This is a genomic window from Pseudoxanthomonas mexicana (assembly GCF_014397415.1).
GTDB classification, from domain to species: domain Bacteria; phylum Pseudomonadota; class Gammaproteobacteria; order Xanthomonadales; family Xanthomonadaceae; genus Pseudoxanthomonas_A; species Pseudoxanthomonas_A mexicana.
In genome coordinates, this window is sequence record NZ_CP060731.1 from 1,465,802 (window position 1) to 1,483,244 (window position 17,443).

General features: G+C 65.2%; 20 protein-coding genes. 9 read left to right on the forward strand and 11 right to left on the reverse strand.

Annotation, left to right across the window (positions count from 1 at the left end; all coding sequences use genetic code 11):
* Nucleotides 1–251: 251 nt before the first annotated feature.
* The 8 genes from IAE60_RS06655 to IAE60_RS06690 all read right to left on the reverse strand — a co-directional run bounded on the left by IAE60_RS06655 (nucleotide 252) and on the right by IAE60_RS06690 (nucleotide 6,560).
* A complete protein-coding gene (locus tag IAE60_RS06655; protein WP_003050398.1) occupies nucleotides 252–1,484 on the reverse strand; it encodes an STY4528 family pathogenicity island replication protein in 1,233 nt (410 codons plus the stop codon).
* Nucleotides 1,485–1,487: 3 nt separating this feature from the next.
* On the reverse strand, nucleotides 1,488–2,048 hold the full coding sequence (locus IAE60_RS06660; protein ID WP_003050401.1) for a DUF2857 domain-containing protein: 561 nt from the start codon (nucleotides 2,046–2,048) through the stop codon (nucleotides 1,488–1,490).
* A gap of 14 nt (nucleotides 2,049–2,062) precedes the next feature.
* Nucleotides 2,063–3,736: a ParB family protein gene (locus IAE60_RS06665; RefSeq protein WP_187574288.1), complete on the reverse strand. Its 1,674-nt coding sequence runs from the start codon at nucleotides 3,734–3,736 to the stop codon at nucleotides 2,063–2,065.
* The gene (locus IAE60_RS06670) at nucleotides 3,729–3,998 is read right to left on the reverse strand and encodes a hypothetical protein (protein ID WP_003050422.1); all 270 of its coding nucleotides are present in this window, start codon (nucleotides 3,996–3,998) and stop codon (nucleotides 3,729–3,731) included. The genes IAE60_RS06665 and IAE60_RS06670 overlap by 8 nt, the downstream gene beginning before the upstream one ends.
* Nucleotides 3,982–4,857 carry a ParA family protein gene (locus tag IAE60_RS06675; protein WP_003050424.1) on the reverse strand — a complete coding sequence of 292 codons (876 nt, stop codon included), beginning with the start codon at nucleotides 4,855–4,857 and terminating at the stop codon, nucleotides 3,982–3,984. Before IAE60_RS06675 ends, IAE60_RS06670 begins: the two co-directional genes overlap by 17 nt.
* A gap of 42 nt (nucleotides 4,858–4,899) precedes the next feature.
* Nucleotides 4,900–5,112 carry an AlpA family transcriptional regulator gene (locus IAE60_RS06680; protein ID WP_003050427.1) on the reverse strand — a complete coding sequence of 71 codons (213 nt, stop codon included), beginning with the start codon at nucleotides 5,110–5,112 and terminating at the stop codon, nucleotides 4,900–4,902.
* 119 nt (nucleotides 5,113–5,231) lie between these two features.
* The gene (locus tag IAE60_RS06685; protein WP_003050429.1) at nucleotides 5,232–5,978 is read right to left on the reverse strand and encodes a hypothetical protein; all 747 of its coding nucleotides are present in this window, start codon (nucleotides 5,976–5,978) and stop codon (nucleotides 5,232–5,234) included.
* A 228-nt stretch (nucleotides 5,979–6,206) separates the two neighbouring features.
* Nucleotides 6,207–6,560, reverse strand: a complete 354-nt coding sequence (locus tag IAE60_RS06690) for a hypothetical protein (RefSeq protein ID WP_128457255.1) — start codon at nucleotides 6,558–6,560, stop codon at nucleotides 6,207–6,209.
* A gap of 540 nt (nucleotides 6,561–7,100) precedes the next feature.
* Here IAE60_RS06690 and IAE60_RS06695 point away from each other — a divergent pair.
* From IAE60_RS06695 to IAE60_RS06715, 5 genes are all read left to right on the forward strand, one after another.
* On the forward strand, nucleotides 7,101–7,682 hold the full coding sequence (locus IAE60_RS06695; protein ID WP_187574289.1) for an anthranilate synthase component II: 582 nt from the start codon (nucleotides 7,101–7,103) through the stop codon (nucleotides 7,680–7,682).
* A 65-nt stretch (nucleotides 7,683–7,747) separates the two neighbouring features.
* A complete protein-coding gene (trpD, locus tag IAE60_RS06700) occupies nucleotides 7,748–8,794 on the forward strand; it encodes an anthranilate phosphoribosyltransferase (RefSeq protein ID WP_187574290.1) in 1,047 nt (348 codons plus the stop codon).
* Nucleotide 8,795: 1 nt separating this feature from the next.
* Nucleotides 8,796–9,155, forward strand: coding sequence for an antibiotic biosynthesis monooxygenase family protein (locus IAE60_RS06705; protein ID WP_187574291.1), 360 nt, complete (start codon nucleotides 8,796–8,798; stop codon nucleotides 9,153–9,155).
* Between the two features lie 46 nt (nucleotides 9,156–9,201).
* The gene (gene trpC, locus IAE60_RS06710) at nucleotides 9,202–9,996 is read left to right on the forward strand and encodes an indole-3-glycerol phosphate synthase TrpC (RefSeq protein WP_187574292.1); all 795 of its coding nucleotides are present in this window, start codon (nucleotides 9,202–9,204) and stop codon (nucleotides 9,994–9,996) included.
* Nucleotides 9,993–10,715, forward strand: coding sequence for an HAD-IB family phosphatase (locus IAE60_RS06715; RefSeq protein WP_187574293.1), 723 nt, complete (start codon nucleotides 9,993–9,995; stop codon nucleotides 10,713–10,715). Before trpC ends, IAE60_RS06715 begins: the two co-directional genes overlap by 4 nt.
* Nucleotides 10,716–10,727: 12 nt before the next feature.
* Here IAE60_RS06715 and IAE60_RS06720 read toward each other — a convergent pair whose 3' ends face one another.
* From IAE60_RS06720 to IAE60_RS06730, 3 genes are all read right to left on the reverse strand, one after another.
* Nucleotides 10,728–11,060 carry a hypothetical protein gene (locus tag IAE60_RS06720; RefSeq protein WP_187574294.1) on the reverse strand — a complete coding sequence of 111 codons (333 nt, stop codon included), beginning with the start codon at nucleotides 11,058–11,060 and terminating at the stop codon, nucleotides 10,728–10,730.
* Nucleotides 11,061–11,180: 120 nt separating this feature from the next.
* Entirely contained in the window at nucleotides 11,181–12,851 is a 1,671-nt protein-coding gene (locus tag IAE60_RS06725) for a type IV secretory system conjugative DNA transfer family protein (protein WP_187574295.1), read from the reverse strand.
* Between the two features lie 56 nt (nucleotides 12,852–12,907).
* Nucleotides 12,908–13,597: a hypothetical protein gene (locus tag IAE60_RS06730; protein WP_187574296.1), complete on the reverse strand. Its 690-nt coding sequence runs from the start codon at nucleotides 13,595–13,597 to the stop codon at nucleotides 12,908–12,910.
* Nucleotides 13,598–14,116: 519 nt separating this feature from the next.
* Between IAE60_RS06730 and IAE60_RS06735 the strand changes: the two genes are divergently transcribed.
* The 4 genes from IAE60_RS06735 to IAE60_RS06750 are packed head-to-tail and all read left to right on the forward strand — an operon-like array spanning nucleotide 14,117 to nucleotide 17,442.
* Nucleotides 14,117–14,533, forward strand: a complete 417-nt coding sequence (locus IAE60_RS06735) for a TcpQ domain-containing protein (RefSeq protein ID WP_162108165.1) — start codon at nucleotides 14,117–14,119, stop codon at nucleotides 14,531–14,533.
* A gap of 13 nt (nucleotides 14,534–14,546) precedes the next feature.
* Nucleotides 14,547–15,476 carry a VirB8 family type IV secretion system protein gene (locus tag IAE60_RS06740; RefSeq protein ID WP_187574297.1) on the forward strand — a complete coding sequence of 310 codons (930 nt, stop codon included), beginning with the start codon at nucleotides 14,547–14,549 and terminating at the stop codon, nucleotides 15,474–15,476.
* Nucleotides 15,477–15,490: 14 nt separating this feature from the next.
* The gene (locus tag IAE60_RS06745; RefSeq protein ID WP_244966675.1) at nucleotides 15,491–16,237 is read left to right on the forward strand and encodes a TrbG/VirB9 family P-type conjugative transfer protein; all 747 of its coding nucleotides are present in this window, start codon (nucleotides 15,491–15,493) and stop codon (nucleotides 16,235–16,237) included.
* On the forward strand, nucleotides 16,234–17,442 hold the full coding sequence (locus tag IAE60_RS06750; protein WP_187574299.1) for a TrbI/VirB10 family protein: 1,209 nt from the start codon (nucleotides 16,234–16,236) through the stop codon (nucleotides 17,440–17,442). Before IAE60_RS06745 ends, IAE60_RS06750 begins: the two co-directional genes overlap by 4 nt.
* Nucleotide 17,443 lies beyond the last annotated feature (1 nt).

Genomic DNA, 17,443 nt, shown 5'->3' on the forward strand with positions numbered 1-17,443 from the left:
CGTTGACGGTATGCGTACTGCACCGCACGTCGCGCTGCCGTTCGACACGATCCTTCGCCGCGCAGCCGTCCCCAGGGGACCGTTCCGTTGAGCGCCATGGAGGTCTGCTTCATGGTCTTGCAGGCGCTCTACTCAGGTTTTGCGCAGCATGTCGCGCCGTCGTCCGGCGTTTCACCACACAGCCGTCCCCTGGGGACCGTTTCTGCCGACCGCCAAGGAGGTCTGCTTCATGGCCTTGCCAGGCCCTGCGCTCAGGATTTGCGCAGCAGATCGCGCAGGCGCTCGATGTGCTGCCGGGCCACCGCGGGCGGCACGACGTTGCGCGGCGGCTCGGGCGGTGGCGCTCGCGCCGCCGATGGTGTTGGCGCTGCCGGGCTGGTCTGCTTGGCCCACGCATTGAACTCGCCGCGCATGGCGCGCTGGATGATGCCGAACAGGTACCCGGCGGGGTTGCGGATGCCATGCTTGCCGCACCGTGCGGCCCACTCGTCCAGCACAGCCTGCCGCAGGGCAGCGTCCACTTGCTGCAACGCCATCCTGGCGCCGGCTTGCTGTTCCGCCTTCAGTTCCGCGAAACGCTTGGGCCATTGCAGGTCGCCCAGCGCGCGCGCCTGCGCGGTAGTACGTACTTCATCAATACGACTACTACGTACTGTACGGTCCTGCTTCGGATTCCGAAGAGCGCCGTCTGGCGCGGGTTTCGGCCCTGCTTCGGATTCCGAAGAAGGGCGTTCGCCATTCCGAAGAAGGCTGGCGGGCCCTTCTTCGGAATCGTGGATCGCATCCTCCTGTGGATAACTTGCGGTGGCGGTGATGCCCTGGTCGGCCAGGCGCTCGGCGAGCACTTGCAGCCGCGACGGCAAGGTGCGTCCGGACAACATCGGGTCGTCCGCGATCTCCTGGAGGGTGTTGAGTCCCACCACCTGGACGGCCTTGGCGGAATGCCCCAGCGACTGGCTGACCAGGGCCAGGTAGTCGGCGTCGAGCTGCATGGCCTCGAACAGTGTCAGGGGTTCGTCGTGCAGGACGTAGAGGTTTCCGAGGATGCGGCCGGTCTTGGGGTCGCGCCGTCGTCGCACGAGGCTCAGCCAGCGCGTCAGGCGCAGCAGCGTCAGCGCCCGCGCGACGGTCTCGTGGGAGGCTTGTCCCGCGCAGGGCATGGACGCCAGCCATGGGCGCAACTGCTCATAGGTCGGGAACGTCGTGACGCCGTCGTCGTTGAGCATCAGCCGGAACACCTGCCAGGCGTTGCGCTCCAGCGGTGTCAGGCGGCGGTCGACGAACAGCCGCCGCGGCACGCTCTCGTGCCGATTGCCACTGAATAGGAAGGCGTCGCCGGACGCCGCAGGCGTGGGCACTGCCATGGGCGCTGGCGCGCGGGGATTTGGATTGGGCGTGAGGTCCTTCAGCGCAGCGTCGAACAGGTCGGCGAGTGCGATGGGGCCTTGACGCGGGGCTCGTGGGGCGGTGTCGTCCACGGCCATGGCCTAGTCCAATCCCTGATCGACCCAGTTCCTGATCGCGGCCCAGACCACCGAGAGCGGCAGTGACATGCCCTCGGCCAGGTCCATGGCCGCATCGAGAATCGAGGTCTCATCCTCCAGATCGACGTTCCTGCTGCTGGTCACGGCTTTCCATTGCCGCCAAAGTTCGGTGTCCTGGGTCTCGTCCAGGACGGGGTGGCGCCCCTTGCGCTTGGGCAGGCCGAGGATCTCCCGCCGCAGGGCGACTTCCTGATGGGTCAGGCCATAGAAGCGGCTGACCATCTCCGTGCTGGCCCCCAGCCGCAGCATGCGATCGACCGTGGCGATTTCCTTCTCCACGTCCTGTGCCTGGTTGAGCAGGCGCTGCAGCACTTCGCGGTTGACCGTGACCGAGCACCACGAGACGCTGGCGTTGGCCAGCACGCTGATCAGCGCGGGGTGCTTGAGCGCATCCAGCTCGGCCTCGCCGAAGCCCATGGCCTTGCAGCGGCGCAGTTGGCCGTTGCGAAGGTCATACAGCGCCTGGGCAATCACGGCCTGGTTGAGCGGATGCGATGTGGACATGCGGCCTCCCTCGCTCACGTCCCGGGCGCCGTGGTGCCGGCTTCCAGGTCCAGCAGACGCCGGGCCAGGCGGAGCAGCCGAAATAGCTTGACCAACGCCGTGTCGCTCAAGCGCCTTGTGCAGTCGCCGTGGTGTTGACCCTGGCCGTGCAGCAGTGCTGGCAAGTCGGCGGCGAGCTGCGCGCCATCCACGCCCGCTTCAGCAGTGGGCTGACCCGTCAGAGTGATGAGCAGCGCCAGCACCGCCCGGCCGAGCGGCGATGGTGCATGGGCGGGCGCGCAGCAAACGAAGCCGATGCCATCGGAGTGATCCTCGATGCACTCGTCCAGGGCTGCCTCCCCGGCGATCTCGCGCGCGAACTGCGCGATGTGGATGCGCAGCCGATCGGGCGTGTCCAGGCCGGCGTCGATGTACCAGACGTCGGAGATCGGATAGAGCCCGCCGGCTTGCACCGGGATGGACTGCAGCACGCTCGCCGAGAAGTCGGGCGGCAGCGCATCGCCCAACTGGTCGGCAACCATGCGCTGGATCGACTGCAGCCGTTCGGTCGTCGGTGCCGGCGAGACGATGTGCTCGAGAAGCAGATCGCCTGGTGCGGCCGCGGGGCTTTCCGTTGTCGTCTCTCGGGCCGTATCCTCGCGCAAGGTGGGCTCGGACGCCGGAGGGCTGGCGGGTGGAGGACTGGCCGCCGCTGCAGGCTTGGCGATGGACGATGCTACGCCCGGGGGAGGCGGCGTGCCGGCGGTGGGCGAAGGCAACGCCGGCGGCGCCGCAGGTGGCGTCGGGTCACTGACCAGCGCCCGGTGGCGGCTTTCCGATTCGGTCAGGTCCAGCGCCAACACGTCGTAGCCGATGCCCAGCAGCTCGGACATCTGGCCGATCAGCTCGTCCTGCACGCGCTGCGTCGCGAACTCGTCGCCCTGCGTGTCGAACTGCGCCAGCACCTCCTGAAAGAAGCTGTCGAAGTCCAGCGGCAGCGTGCGGTCCTTGGCATAGTGCTCCCAGGTGCGCTTGCAGGCCGTCCGCATGACCGACAGCCGCTCGACCTGGTGGCGCCCCAGGCCGCCATAGAGCACAGTGGGAATGGCGGGCAGCAGGTAGCGCACCGCGTCGGCCATGCGGGTGATGTGCGACCGCTGGACGGGGAACCCATCGGCCGCCAGGCGGCGGGCCAGTTCCGACTGGCTCAGGGCGGCGCTACTCTCCTGCTCGTAGAACTCGCGTGCTTTCTCGACGCCGAGCGCGCGCTCGATGAACGTGAGGCCACCGCGCAGTTCGTTCTCGGCAAGATGCCCGGTCAGCGCGACGATTTCACCGCGCTCCGGCCATGGCCGAAACAGGCACGATATGCGGAAGAAGCGTTCGTCCTTGGTCTCCGACCAGAGTTCGCGCAGGATCGCCAGCCGCGTGTTGCCGCCGTTGCGGATGATGTAGTGGTCCTCGCCGGGCCGGCGGGTGATGGCTGGCGCCGCGTCCAGGCCGCGCTCGCGGATGGACGCCTTGATTTCCTCGTAGGCGGGGTTGCGCTTCATGCGCGGGTCATGGTCGTAGGGCCGCAGCTGGTCCAGCGTCACGACCATGGGCGTGTCCGCGATCGGGTCGCTCAAGGCCGTAGCCGCTGGGCCGCTGCGCTCGAAGCCGGCCGCGAGCAGCTTGCCGGCCATGTCCTGCGAGGTCATGTCAGCCATGGCCGCACCCCTCGCAGTCCCCACGACCGCCGGCCGGCGCCATGCGGGCCTCTCGCTCGGCGCGGCGGATCTGCGCACGGGCGTTCAATTCGGCCCGGTGGTCGCTCGCGGTCGAACTGGTGTAGATCGCCGCGCAGCCGGCCTTGGTGAACTTGAGGTGCCCGCCCGGCGTGCGCTTGACGTGCCAGCCTTCACCGACCGCGAACTCGATCAGCGCGCGCAGCCGCTTGTGGCCGCGGGCCAGTTCATGTGCGTTCGCCATGGGACCTCCCGGCATCAAGAGGACGTGGCGGGCGACCGGACATTGCGGCAAATCTGTCCTGCCATTGCGGGAACAGCTCGCTCGCGAGCGCGCGCATCGTGTCGAGCGAGGCCGGCGCGACCCTGCCGGGCGGCTGGCGGTGCTCGACCCGATGCACCGGCAGGCCGCGCGTCGCGGCGCGCGGATAGGCTTCGATGGCTGGCACGTCGGTGGCGAGCACGCGGATGCCGGCATGGTCTTGGAACAGGTCGCGCAGGGCCTGCTGGATCAGTCGGGCGTTCGCCGACACCGGGTGGACGCGGTTGATGAGCAGGTGCAGCGGCGGCGGTTCGATGCCCAGGTGCCGGTACGGCGCGATGTCTTCGAGCAACTGCATGGTGCCGCGTCGAAGCTCCCGGGCCGCGAGGATTTCCGGCGTGACGGGCGACAGCGCAAGGTCGGAGGCGAGCACCGCCATCTCCAGCAGCACGGAACGCGCGCCCTGGGTGTCGATCAGCACCAGGTCGTAGAGGGGAGCAAGTGCTGGCAGCAGATGCCGCAGCCGCAGGCGGCCATCCGGCGCATGCAGCAATAAGGTGTTCAGCTCGCCCCGGTGGTCGTTGGACAGCACCAGGTCCAGGCCCGCGATGATCGTGCGGGACACGAGCTGGCCAAGGTCGCGCTCGTTGAAGGCCAACAGCTCATAGATGCCGCCCGGCGCGCGCTGGGTCAGTTCGTAGTAGGAGGACAAGGTGGGCTGCACGTCGAGATCGAGCAGCAGCACGCGCAGGCCCGCGTCCGCGGCGAGCCCGCCCAGGTTGGCGGCCGTCGTGGTCTTGCCGACGCCGCCCTTCGTTGAAATGATGGATACGACCTGCATGGCGCTCTCCGGCTGGGAATGGGAAGTCCGCGGGAGAACGGGTCAGGTCCGGTGGTTGAGGCGCTCGGCGATCCACTGGTCGATTTCGATCGAATCCCAGCCGACGGCGCGCACGCCCAGGCGCAGCGCCTGGGGAAACTGGCGCTTCTTCATCAGGTTGTAAATGTGGGCGCGTTTGAAGCCGGACTTGGCTTCGACTTCATCGAGCCGCAGGATGCGGCGCTCGTTCGGCGGGAGTACAGGGGGCTGCGACATGGCGGTCACTCCTGAACGCTCGGTGGCGTTTGTTGGCGTGACCTCTATTCAATAGACCTGGCTGCGGAAAGACATTGCAAATGCAATCTCCGCGGTTGCACATACAAGCTGGAAAAACCTCATGCGCTTGCGCTACGGACGTACTTCCTGGCGTTGGCGAACTTGCCGTTCAAGGTTCGCTCCGTGATGCCCATGGTGCCGCCGAAGTGGGCGACCAATGCCGAGACGAGTGCCTCCTGTGTTTTGAAGCTGGAATAGGGCACACCCGAAGGGGACTGGCCCAGCATCAGCGTCAGCATCCCGCCGATGATGTTGAGATACGTCGTCTCCGCTCGCTCGCTGATCTCGCATTGCTTGGAAGCCAGCAGCGCGGTGGACTGCTTGAGCAAGGTGTCGCGCTGCTCCTGCAATTCCTGCATCTGGCGACGCGCATGCTCCAGGGCCGCCTGAAGGGCCAGTCGCTCGATCAGGATCGCCTGTCCTGTTTCCAAGGTGATAAAAGGATGCGCCATGCGTTCGCCACGGCTGAACAGGAATCCTGGCCGGTGCTCGGGATAGTGGTTGCGCATCCAGCGCTTCAGATCGACATGGCGAACGGTCAGATCCGGCGACTGCAGCAGCTTCGGATCATTGAGCGTGATGCCGTTCTGGCCGTAGGGCAGCTCCCCGTTGAGGATGCCGTCATAGATACGCTCCGAGTACAGCCGGCACTCATTCCATCGCGGGCAATTCAACGATGGAGGCAGGAAGCGCGGTGACGCGATCGCAGCCAGGATCATCGGCAGGTACCGCAGCAACCCGGCCCACCGTATGGCAGCCTCGATGGGACGATAGAACACCTTCGATGTTGGAATGTCCTTGTGCATGTCTTCGTCTCCTTTCGGAAGCGCTACATCACCGGCTCCTTTCTTGCCCTGCCAAGGGCTGCTGTGTCGTTATGACCTTCCGCGGGTGCCTGGGAAGATGCCCTGAACGTAGACGGGCGAGGTGATTGGTTTGGCGTCCGCTGTAGGTGGCCTCGTCTTGCTCGTTGTGCAAGAATCGATCGGTTGCCGGCCCATCGAGCGATGAGGACGAAAGCTCGATATTGGCGCTCACGGTACCAGCGTCATGCGCTGCGCTGTTCCCCGCAAAACCGATTTGGTATGGTCTGATACGGCGATGGTTTCAGAAGCTGCGATCAACGGCTTCTGTTCTCCGGGACCTAGGGTCGGCAGAGAAAATCCGGCGGTGTCATATCTGCCCCGGATGCTGATATAGCGATATAGCATCACCCGCGCAGGTCCAGATGACTGCCAACCTGAGATTCGATGCTCACAAGTCCGTAGCAGTTGGTCTACTTGCTCTCTGGTTTCGAGACTGGAAGTGTTGTCGTCCGGTCCGAGGTAGATGGGCGGGGTGATGAATGCCCTGGCATTCCAGGAAGTGGCTTTGCCTAACATGCTCATGGTAAAATTCCCCAGGCTTACTTTGGAATTCCGTTCGGGTGTACTCGGGCCGAGTTCTGGCTTTTAAATTCAACACTTTGGTCTGTCCATGACCCGTACCGCTTCGACCAACATCGCTCTGTGGTGGCGCTTCCAATAGGAAGCGGCATGTCGTTGCGGTCTTGACCGCACCTTGCCGCCGTACCGGCAGGCAAGGTTTCAAGAAGGCTCCCCGGCACGGCGGCTCCAAGATTTGAGGAGATTGCCCGATGCCCTTGGCACCCCAGCCCCGTCGTAGAACTGATGCCCCGCGCGCTGTGTCGCCGCGAGGGGTAGGTCTGTCCGCCCAGTCTCAGCACTTGGCCCTGGCATGCGGGCGCCGTCGCTGCGTCAGTACACCGCACTGGCGCACGCCAAGACATCTCTCAGGAGCCCTTGCTACCTTGAGCCAGCACATGCTCGCGCTTCGTCCATCGCAATCAACTGTCGATGTGTGTAATAAAGTGGGTAATGGAGGTTGTGTGTAATGGAAAACATTAATGAAATCAAGGACTTAGAATCATGAGACTCCTGATGGTGGACAACTACGACAGCTTCACCTACAACCTCGTGCAGTACCTGCAGTCGCTGGGTGCCGAGGTGAAGGTGGTGCGAAACGATGCGATGACCGTGGACGAGATCGCGAAGCTCGCGCCCGAGCGCATCGTCATTTCGCCCGGTCCGTGCACGCCGAACGAAGCCGGGGTCTCGCTGGAGATCATCGAACGGCTGGGCGCGAACACGCCCATCCTCGGTGTCTGCCTCGGTCACCAGAGCATCGGCCAGGCTTATGGCGGCAACGTCATCCGCGCGGGCCGCATCATGCATGGCAAGACCTCGCGTATCCGTCACAAAGGCAAGGGCGTGTTCGCCGGCCTGCCGGATGCCTACGAGGCCACGCGCTACCACTCGCTGGTGGTGGAGCGCAGCAGCCTGCCGGATGCACTGGAAGTCACCGCCTGGACCGAGAACGAGGACGGCAGCTTCGAGGAAATCATGGGTCTGCGCCATCGCGAATATCCCGTGGAAGGCGTGCAGTTCCACCCCGAGTCGATCCTGACCGAGCACGGGCACGCGCTGCTGAAGAACTTCCTCGAACGATGACGCAGGGCGGGCCTCGGCCCGCCATCGCCATGCCGGTGGGCCAGGGCCCACCCTACGGAGCCGACATGCCACTGACCCCACAAGAAGCCCTCCAGCGCACCATCGAGCACCGCGAGATCTTCCACGACGAGATGGTCGACCTGATGCGCCAGATCATGCGCGGCGACGTCTCGCCGACCATGACGGCCGCCATCCTGACCGGGTTGCGCGTGAAGAAGGAGACCGTCGGCGAGATCGCCGGCGCGGCCACGGTGATGCGCGAGTTCTCGCGCACCGTCGAAGTCGCCGACCGCACCCACCTGGTCGACATCGTCGGCACCGGCGGCGACGGTTCCCACACCTTCAACATCTCCACGTGCTCGATGTTCGTCGCGGCCGCTGCCGGCGCACGCATCGCCAAGCATGGCAATCGCAGCGTGTCGTCGAAGTCCGGCAGCGCCGACGTGCTGGAAGCGCTGGGCGTCAGCATCGAACTGCAGCCGGAGCAGGTGGCGCAATCCATCGCGCAGACAGGAATCGGCTTCATGTTCGCGCCCATCCATCACCCCGCGATGAAGGTGGTCGCGCCGGTGCGGCGCGAAATGGGCGTGCGCACCATCTTCAACATCCTCGGTCCGCTGACCAATCCCGCGGGTGCGCCCAGCATCCTGATGGGCGTGTTCCACCCGGACCTCGTCGGCATCCAGGCCCGCGTGCTGCAGGAGCTGGGTGCCGAGCGCGCGCTGGTGGTCTGGGGTCGCGACGGCATGGACGAACTTTCGCTCGGTGCCGGCACGCTGGTCGGCGAACTGCGCGACGGCGAAGTGCGGGAATACGAACTGCACCCGGAAGACTTCGGCATCGCGATGGCCGCCAGCCGCAACCTGCGCGTGGCCGACGCGGCCGAGTCGAAGGCGATGCTGCTGGGCGTGCTGGACAACAAGCCCGGCCCCGCCCGCGAGATCGTGGTGCTGAACGCGGGTGCGGCGCTGTACGTGGCCGGCGTGGCGGAGAGCATCGAGGATGGCATCGCCCGTTCGCGCGATGCCATCGCCAGCGGCCGGGCCCTGGAGCGCCTGCGGCAGTTCGTTGCGACCACGCAGGCCCTGGGCCTGTCGCATGGGGAGGCATGAGATGGCCGCCAGCGGATTCGCCTGCCTACCCAAACCCCCTTATTACGCGGTGATTTTCTCGTCGCTGCGCAACAGCCAGGATGAGGCCGGCTACGGCGCCATGGCTGAGCGGATGGTCGAACTGGCGCAGCAGCAGCCGGGGTTCCTCGGGATGGAATCCACCCGCGGGGCGGATGGCTTCGGCATCACCGTGGCGTACTGGGAAAGCGAGGCCGCGATCCTCGCCTGGCGCCAGCATGCCGAGCACACGGCCGCGCGCGAGCGGGGCCGGCGGGACTGGTACGACCACTTCGAACTGCGGGTCGCCAGGGTCGAGCGGGCCTACGGCTGGGACCGCGGAACCGCCGAGGGCCGCGGATAGTGCGAAAATACGGGCCCCGTACGGGCGGTATCCGCCTGAGGACTGCATGAGCGACATCCTGACCACCATCCTCGCCCGTAAGGCGGACGAGATCGCCGAGCGCAGCGCCCGCGTCTCGCTGGCCGACCTGCGCGCGCGCGTCGCCGATGCTTCGCCGACGCGCGGCTTTGCCGACGCACTGAACGCGATGATCGCGCAGGGCGATCCGGCGGTGATCGCCGAGGTGAAGAAGGCCAGTCCCTCGAAGGGCGTGATCCGCCCGGACTTCCGTCCTGCCGATATCGCCGTCAGCTACGAGTTCGGCGGCGCGGCCTGCCTGTCGGTGCTGACGGACGTGGACTTCTTCCAGGGCGCGGACGATTATCTGCGCCAGGCGCGCGACGCATGCACGCTGCCCGTGCTGCGCAAGGACTTCACCGTCGATCCGTACCAGGTGTACGAAGCGCGTGCGTTGGGCGCGGACTGCATCCTGCTGATCGTGGCGGCGCTGGACGACGGCCAGCTGGTCGACCTGTCCGGCCTGGCCATGCAGCTCGGCATGGACGTGCTGGTGGAAGTGCACGACATCGACGAACTGGAGCGCGCCCTGCAGGTGCCGGTGCCGCTGGTCGGGATCAACAACCGCAATCTGCGCACCTTCGAGGTCAGCCTGGACACCACGCTGGCGATGAAGGACGCGGTGCCGAAGGACCGGCTGCTGGTCACCGAAAGCGGCATCGTGGTGCCGGAGGATGTCGCCACGATGCGCGATGCGGGCGTGAATGCGTTCTTGGTGGGCGAGACCTTCATGCGCGCCGAAGAACCCGGCGAGGCCCTGCGTCAGCTATTCTTCGCGACATGACGGACGCTCCTTATCCGACGCCGCGTGCCGATGCGCCGGTTGTCGTCTTCGACTTCGACCATACGCTTTACGATGGCGATTCCGGCGGCCATCTGGTCAAGTGGCTGATCCAGCGCAATCCGCTGCGCATGGTCGCGGCCTTGGCCGCATCCGTCGTGCTGGGCCCGATGGTGGCGTTCCTGCCGACGCGGCGTCGCGGCATCTCCGGGTATATCTGGATCGGCACGTTCGGCCTGCATGGCCGGCGCAGCTTCGATGCGCTGATCGACCAGTACGTGGCCATCCATCGCGAGGACGTGCAGCGACGCCTGCTGCCGCATGCGCTCGAGGTGTTCCGCGAGCATCGGGCCACCGGCGACCGCGTCGTCGTCGCGACCGGCGCCCCGCCCGAACTGGCGCGCGCCATCCTCAGTTTCGTCGCCCACGAGGATGTGCCGGTCATCGGCACGGCCGTCGGCCCGCGCCTGGGTGCGGTGGTGGCCACGCGCCACTGCCACAACGAAGAGAAGATGCGCATGCTGCGCGAGCGCGGCTATGGCGAAATAGCGGTGGCATACTCCGACAGCAGCGCCGACCTGCCATTGCTGAAGGCGGCACGCGCGCCCGTGGTGGTCAACCCGAAGCCGGCGCGCGTAGACATGTTCAGGCGCGTGCTGCCGCCGGGAACCCCCATCCTCAACTGGGGCTGCAGGGAGCGGGGCGGGGCGGCGGCGTCCTAGGCGCCCGCCGCGTCAGAGGCGCTCGGGCGCGTTCCAGTCCTTGATCAGGTCGGCGAACTCGATCTCCGCAAAGTCTCGGTACTCGCCTGCATCGTAGAAACGGCCGTAACACCCCTTGCAGCTCTCGAACCAGATGTGAGGCTGCAACGGGTCGACCATCCGGATCAGGTCGCGATGGCCCACGCACGCGGGACATTGGATCCGGTCGATCTTGTTGTACTGCTCGCCCTGGACCGGATCGCCGACATCGAGCTCGGCAGCATGGTCTTTCAGCGTCTCGTGATCCACCATCTCGAACCACAGGCCTCTGCACCCTTCGCAGCGATGCACGTTCGCTTGCGCCATGGCGATCGGCTCTATCGCGCTGTGGCATTTCGGGCATTGCATGAAAAGACCTCGGGGCGCGGTAGGCAGACCGCTGGATTCTAACCGGGCGCCGGTTTGCCGTGCGAACGGCTGCGATGGCTAGAGTCGCAGGGGTTCCACCGCCACCTTCGGCAACAGCCGCCGGGTGAAGTAGCTCTCTTTGTAGTAGCGCACCTTCCGGCACAGGATCGGATGGGCCAGACCTTCGTACAGCACGATTTCCTTCTCCGGCCCCATGGCCTTGAGTTCCTGGGGCAACATCAGGGCGCGCTTCTCCAGCACCTCGTTATCCGAGACATTGCGCCCCTGTCCATGCGAGCGGGTCCGTGCGCGGCGACGGATCGTCGTATAGCCCAGCATTTCCGAATAGTCGTTGGCGTCCTGCTGCTCGCGGGGCGCATAGATGATCTGCAGCGCGTGGTTGGTGATGATGGTGCGCGAAAGCTCCTTGCCGTAGACCGCATCCAGCTGCGCCATCGACTGGATGATGGGCAGCAGCCGCAGGTTGTAGCCGGCCATGTAGGCGACGGCCTTGGAGATGATGTCCACGCGTCCGATCGAGGTGAACTCATCCATCAGCAGCAGGCACTGGTGCTTCAGCGACGCGTCGTTCTGCGGCAACGTCTTGGTATTGACGTTGATCAGCTGGCTGAAGAACAGGTTCACGATCAATCGACTCTCGGCAAGCTTGTTCGGCTGGATGCCGACGTAGATCGTCATCCGACGCCGACGCACGTCGTCGAGGCGGAAATCGTCCTCGCTGGTGGCCGCGTCGAGCACCGGGTTTAGCCACGGATTCAGTGGCTCCCGGAACGAACCGATGATGGACGCGAACGTCACGTCGGCCTGCGAGAGCAGGCCGGAGAACGCCGTACGGGACTGCTGGCTGAGGAAGGGCGCTTCCACGAGCTTCTGCAGGTAGGGTTTCAGCTCTCCGCCGTCACCGGATGCGAGCCGCAGCACCGCGCCCAGGGTGGGCTTCTCGGTAGTGTGGTCGTGCTCGTGTCGCTCGAACAGATACAGCGCGAACGCCAGAAACGCATTGCGCGCCTGGCTGACCCAGAACTTGTCCTTGTCGTCGCCATCGGGGTAGAGCATCGCGGCGATGCTCTGCAGATCGGAAACGCGGAAGGCAGGGTCCGGCGACACGTAGGTCATCGGATTCCACCGATGGGTCCGGCGATCTTCCGCGAACGGATTGAACAGGTAAACCTCGTGCCCGATCGATTGCCGCCAACCCGAAGTGAGGTCGAAATTCTCCTGCTTGATGTCGAGCACCACTGCGGATTCGCGATAGTCCAGGAGATTCGGTATCACGACGCCCACGCCCTTGCCCGAACGGGTGGGGGCGGCAAGGATCACGAACTGCTGGCCGCGCAAGCGCAGCAGCTTGCCGTTCATCTGGCCCACGACGATGCCGTCGTCCCCGCCGCCGAGGAATCCCTTCCTGCCAAGATCGATCATGCCGGCGAACCTGGCCCGGCCGTGCAGGTTACGGTGACTGCGCAACTTGTAGATCATCACCACCAATGCAGCCCATGCAAGCAGCATCAGTCCGCCGCCGATCGCGCCCGCAGTCTTGATGCGCCAGGCGTAAGGCTGTACGCGCGGGTGGTCCAAGTGCCTCAGATAGTCGAAGTAGGTGCTCCCTCCGACCTGCCCACCATCCAGGCCGAGGAACAGCAGCGAGAGATAGCCGGCCAGATAGATCGCCGCCAAGAGGGCGGCGATGCCGAGCACGACGCTTGCCAGAATACGCACGTTTCCCAAGAGTCCCCCTGTCACCGATTCCATTCACACGGCCGCGAGCCGCCTTTCGCCCGTCCTCAGCGCCGCCCTGCGGGTTCGCTTCCGCCCGCGGCTGCGCCATCGACCAGCACGTACTCCCCGTTCTTCTCCCACCGGCGCAGACCCTCCTCGAGCTTGATGCAGGGCGCCCCATCGCAGGCAGTGATCGTCACGTGACGCAGGGCTTCGAGCACCTCCGCATCCACGTGCGCGCGCTGAGCGCGCTGCACGTTGTGCCATGACGCATAGCCGGTCCCTGCCACCAACAGCAGGCATGCCACTGCGATAGCCCCCAGCGTACCCGCACCCAGGAAGCGCAGCCGCCTTTCGAGTGCCGCCTGCTCGTGTTGAAGACGATCCGTTACCTGCTTCAGGCGCGCCGTGGTGTCGAGAATCGCCTGCGTCGCAGCGGGCACCTTCTCCGACAGCGCCGAGGAAACGGCAGAACCTGCGTGCTCGACAAGCTCGCGCTTCCCTTCCTCGATCGTCCTTCGTACCACGATCGCTGCGCCCTGAAGATCCTGCGCCGAGGCCTGCTGCGAAGCCGCTGCCTGCTCGCACTTTTCCTTGAGGTGGGCGGCGAGCAGTGCTGCATTGGCGACGAATTCATCCATCTTCGACGAGTCCATATCCATCCCTGTTCGATGTGAAGCGAGGTGATCGACCTTTTTCAGAATGCTGCACAACGTTAGGTACTTCAATATCCAGATGATGCTGGTCGCACGCATGTCTCAGTCATCTAGGTGAATCCGATTTTCACATTGGATGTGACGCGGTGCGTACTTTCACAATCACCTTCACGTCCATGAGTGAAGTAATGATCGTCGCTTCACGAATATGCAATAAACAGCTTGTTTTATGGGGTTTCGTGCGCATGCTTCGGGGGCAGCGAATGTTCATACACATGTTTACTCGAGTAAGTGTCTTGACGGCACAAAATCGCGTGGATATGTTCGGCGCGAATGTCGTGATGCAGTACGCGGATCGGATGTGATTCGCGAATGCCACAGTTTCAACGGAGCGTTAACCACATGGATGCGTACAGGGGGTATGGCACGGGCCTTCAATCCGTGCGCGGTGAAGATCGCGGCTTGCCCGCGGATCCCGATGCGCGTTCGCGCACTGCCGCCCACACACAATCTTCAGTACCGCGGAGCGTCCAGCGATGGGGCGCAGCGGATGGGTGTTGCCGACGATTGCAGGGTGGTCTACACGTGAGTGGAAACGCTGTCTTTCGCGCGTCTCTGATGGCGGGCGTGATCTTTGCGGTGATGGCAATGGCGGGGTGCGCGACGCCCACGCCGAAGGACGTAGGTGGCCGTTGGCGTCCGGTGAACCGTTTCGCTGAGGTGCCTCAGGCTATTCCACTTCAGCAGGCCTACATCTATCAGGCGTCCCCGGCGGACTCCACCCTGAAAACCATGCTCGGCCGGTGGGCAAGGGATGCGCGCCTCACGCTGTCCTACCTGCACCCGAACGACTACACGCTGCATTCGCCGGTTGCGCAGATCCGGACCGGCAGTCTCGAGGATGCGGCGAGTGCGCTTTCGGCCGCTTATGCCGAACAGGGCGTCCGGGTGGTGGTCGAGCGTCCGCGGATCATCGTGAGCCAGTCGTTGCCGCCGCCCGCGGACGCAGCGCCTTCCGCGCCCACCGGTGACTGAGGGCGAACGTCCCATGTTCAAGAAGAAGACCTCGTCGCCGGACATCGATCGCGCCGTAGCACAGGGCGTCAGCTTCGAGCTGACCCTGGCAGAACGCGCGCGGAAGAGCGAGCGCAGGGCCTGGCTCGTGGCGTGGTCCGCGATCGTGATGTCGCTGATCCTCGCGGGCGGCTACTTCATCTTTCTGCCATTGAAGGAGAAAGTGCCCTATCTGGTGATGGCCGATCCCTACACGGGCACGGCCAGTGTGGCGCGCCTGTCCGGCAACTTCCAGGACCGCGACGTCACCACGGAGGAAGCGATCAACAAGAGCAATGTTGCGCAGTTCGTGCTGGCGCGGGAATCCTACGATTCCGGATTGATCGGCCAGCGCAATTGGAGGACCGCGCTGTCGATGGCGGGGCCGACCGTGGCGCCGGCGTACATCGCGCTGCACTCGGAGAGCAATCCCGAGCGGCCTTTCCGGCTTTACGGTGGCAGTCGCGCGGTGCGTGTGCGCATCCTCAGCATCGTGCTGATCGGAGGCGCCGGAGGCAAGCGTCCGACCGGCGCGACGGTGCGATTCCAGCGCAGCGTATACGACAAGGGTCGAGGCGCGTCGCAGGCGCTGGACAGCAAGATCGCCACGATGGAGTTCACCTACAGCCCCGATCTCCGTCTCAACGAAGAGGACAGGCTACTCAATCCTCTGGGGTTCCGGGTCACCAACTATCGCGTGGACGACGACTTCGCATCCGCGGCGCTGCCGGAGCGGGAGTTCCCCGCGCCTCCGTCCTCTGCCGACATGGCGCCTGCCGTGCCCTCGGCCGCGGCAAGCGCGGACGGAGCGGTCGCGACGGCGCCTGGCCCGGCCCAGGTGCCAAGTGAGAACGATGTGTCGACAGCGCCGCTGCCTGCGGAACAGTCGGAATCCGAGACCGGAAACGGAGTGCCCCAACGATGAGGTGGAAGGACACCATGATGCGTTTGGCCACGCTAGGCGTGCTACTGATGGCAGCGCCCGCGTCCGCGCAGGTGATCGAGCAGTACACGTACGCGCCGGACAAGGTCTATCCGGTACGCACGGGCCTGGGCATCACGACCCAGATCGAATTGTCGCCGCACGAGGAGATCCTGGACTTCAGCACCGGCTTCAGTGGCGGATGGGATATCAGTCGCCGCGGTAACGTGTTCTACCTGAAGCCAAAGAACGTCGATGTCGACACCAATCTGCTGGTGCGCACGGCGGCGCATTCCTACATCTTCGAGCTGAAGGTCGTCGCCACGGACTGGCGCGTGCTCGACCAGGCGAGGGCGGCTGGTGTGCAGTACCGCATTACTTTCGCCTATCCGGGCGATACCAGTTTCGCGGGTGCGGCGGACAAGCCGCAGGAAGTCGCGTCCGAGCTGAACACCGACGTCGAGCCGGGACGCGCATATCACTTCAACTACGAGTACGCGCAGCGTAAGCGTGGCCCCGCGTGGCTTGTCCCAGCCACGGTCTACGACGATCGCCAGTTCACCTACATTCGCATGGGCAACCGCACGCGCTTTCCCAGCGGCAACTTCCCTGTGGTGTTCGCAAGAGAGAGCGAGCAGGGCGACGAGTTCGTCGTGAACTCCACGGTGCAGGACGACACGATCGTCGTGCATGGCACATACCCGTACCTGGTCATCCGCCATGGCGACAACGTGGTGGGCCTGCGCAGGAGCCCAGAGCAATGAACCAGACGCCCAACGACCATCCTGACAAGGGACCGGACCACGCCGGCCCCCGGAATCCCTACGAGACCGCGCGGCATGTGCCGGAGCCCGACCTCGACGCCAATGCGCCCTACCTGCGATCCGCCGATGTGCAGCGGCTCAATCGGAAGGCGCTGATGTTCCTGGCGGGCATCATCGTATTGATGCTGCTCGTCGTGTTCTGGATCTTCAGCGGCGGCCTCTCGTCGAAAACTGAGGAGGCGCAGGCCCGGGCGAAGGGCGAGCAAGTGGTCATTCCCGCCGCACCGCGGGATCTGCCCGAACTCCCTCCGGAAGCCGCACCCGTCGCCGTAGAGCCAGACCTCCCGCCTCTGCCGGTCGTCGAAGGCACCGCGCCTTCGGCCGCCTCCATGATGGCAATGCCCTCCGGCATGCCCGAGCGGCAGGAGCTGTCGCTGCGCGAGCGCCGCATGCTGGACATGGCGACGACCTTCGGCGAGGGAGGGAATCCCGGCGCCATCGCGCCTGCCGAAGCAGCGGACCCCGGCATGGCGCAGTACGCGGCTCTGATGGGACAAGGCCAGGCGCCGGTCGCGCCGCGCGAACCGCCCGATGGCGTGACCAGCGCAAAACCCCTTTACAACCCCAATACGCTGCTGCTGCGCGGCACCTACATCCGGTGCGTTCTTGAGTCGCGCGTCATCACGGACGTGCCCGGGTATACCTCGTGCGTGGTGACTGAGCCGGTCTACTCGGTCAACGGCAAGCGCCTGCTGCTGCCGCGCGGCTCCAAGGTCATGGGGAGCTACAACTCCGATGCGATCATCGGCGAGCGCGCCGCCATCGTGTGGGATCGCATCACCACGCCGACCGGCATGGACGTGAACATGCGCAGCCCCGGCACCGACATGCTCGGGTCGGCCGGCAATCCGGGGCACTACTCGGCCCACTGGGCGCAGCGCATCTCCTCCGCGCTGCTGATCAGTCTACTCAGCGACGCTTTCAAGTACGCGGGCGCCAAGAACGGTCCCCAGGAAACGGCCGTCGTCAATGGCGCGATCTACCAGAATCCTTACGAGAGCAATACCGCCCGCACCATGGAGCGACTGGCGAACATGGCGCTGGACCGCAACATGGCGCGTCCGCCGACGGTGACGATCAACCAGGGCACCATCCTGAACGTCTACGTGGCCCGCGACGTGGACTTCTCCGCGGTGATGCGCTGAC

Coding starts and splice junctions, on each gene's coding strand:
- IAE60_RS06655 (WP_003050398.1), bottom strand. CDS start 1,484: ATGGCCGTGGACGACACCGCCCCACGAGCCCCGCGTCAAGGCCCCATC.
- IAE60_RS06660 (WP_003050401.1), bottom strand. CDS start 2,048: ATGTCCACATCGCATCCGCTCAACCAGGCCGTGATTGCCCAGGCGCTG.
- IAE60_RS06665 (WP_187574288.1), bottom strand. CDS start 3,736: ATGGCTGACATGACCTCGCAGGACATGGCCGGCAAGCTGCTCGCGGCC.
- IAE60_RS06670 (WP_003050422.1), bottom strand. CDS start 3,998: ATGGCGAACGCACATGAACTGGCCCGCGGCCACAAGCGGCTGCGCGCG.
- IAE60_RS06675 (WP_003050424.1), bottom strand. CDS start 4,857: ATGCAGGTCGTATCCATCATTTCAACGAAGGGCGGCGTCGGCAAGACC.
- IAE60_RS06680 (WP_003050427.1), bottom strand. CDS start 5,112: ATGTCGCAGCCCCCTGTACTCCCGCCGAACGAGCGCCGCATCCTGCGG.
- IAE60_RS06685 (WP_003050429.1), bottom strand. CDS start 5,978: ATGCACAAGGACATTCCAACATCGAAGGTGTTCTATCGTCCCATCGAG.
- IAE60_RS06690 (WP_128457255.1), bottom strand. CDS start 6,560: ATGAGCATGTTAGGCAAAGCCACTTCCTGGAATGCCAGGGCATTCATC.
- IAE60_RS06695 (WP_187574289.1), top strand. CDS start 7,101: ATGAGACTCCTGATGGTGGACAACTACGACAGCTTCACCTACAACCTC.
- trpD (WP_187574290.1), top strand. CDS start 7,748: ATGCCACTGACCCCACAAGAAGCCCTCCAGCGCACCATCGAGCACCGC.
- IAE60_RS06705 (WP_187574291.1), top strand. CDS start 8,796: ATGGCCGCCAGCGGATTCGCCTGCCTACCCAAACCCCCTTATTACGCG.
- trpC (WP_187574292.1), top strand. CDS start 9,202: ATGAGCGACATCCTGACCACCATCCTCGCCCGTAAGGCGGACGAGATC.
- IAE60_RS06715 (WP_187574293.1), top strand. CDS start 9,993: ATGACGGACGCTCCTTATCCGACGCCGCGTGCCGATGCGCCGGTTGTC.
- IAE60_RS06720 (WP_187574294.1), bottom strand. CDS start 11,060: ATGGCGCAAGCGAACGTGCATCGCTGCGAAGGGTGCAGAGGCCTGTGG.
- IAE60_RS06730 (WP_187574296.1), bottom strand. CDS start 13,597: ATGCGTGCGACCAGCATCATCTGGATATTGAAGTACCTAACGTTGTGC.
- IAE60_RS06735 (WP_162108165.1), top strand. CDS start 14,117: ATGGCGGGCGTGATCTTTGCGGTGATGGCAATGGCGGGGTGCGCGACG.
- IAE60_RS06740 (WP_187574297.1), top strand. CDS start 14,547: ATGTTCAAGAAGAAGACCTCGTCGCCGGACATCGATCGCGCCGTAGCA.
- IAE60_RS06745 (WP_244966675.1), top strand. CDS start 15,491: ATGATGCGTTTGGCCACGCTAGGCGTGCTACTGATGGCAGCGCCCGCG.
- IAE60_RS06750 (WP_187574299.1), top strand. CDS start 16,234: ATGAACCAGACGCCCAACGACCATCCTGACAAGGGACCGGACCACGCC.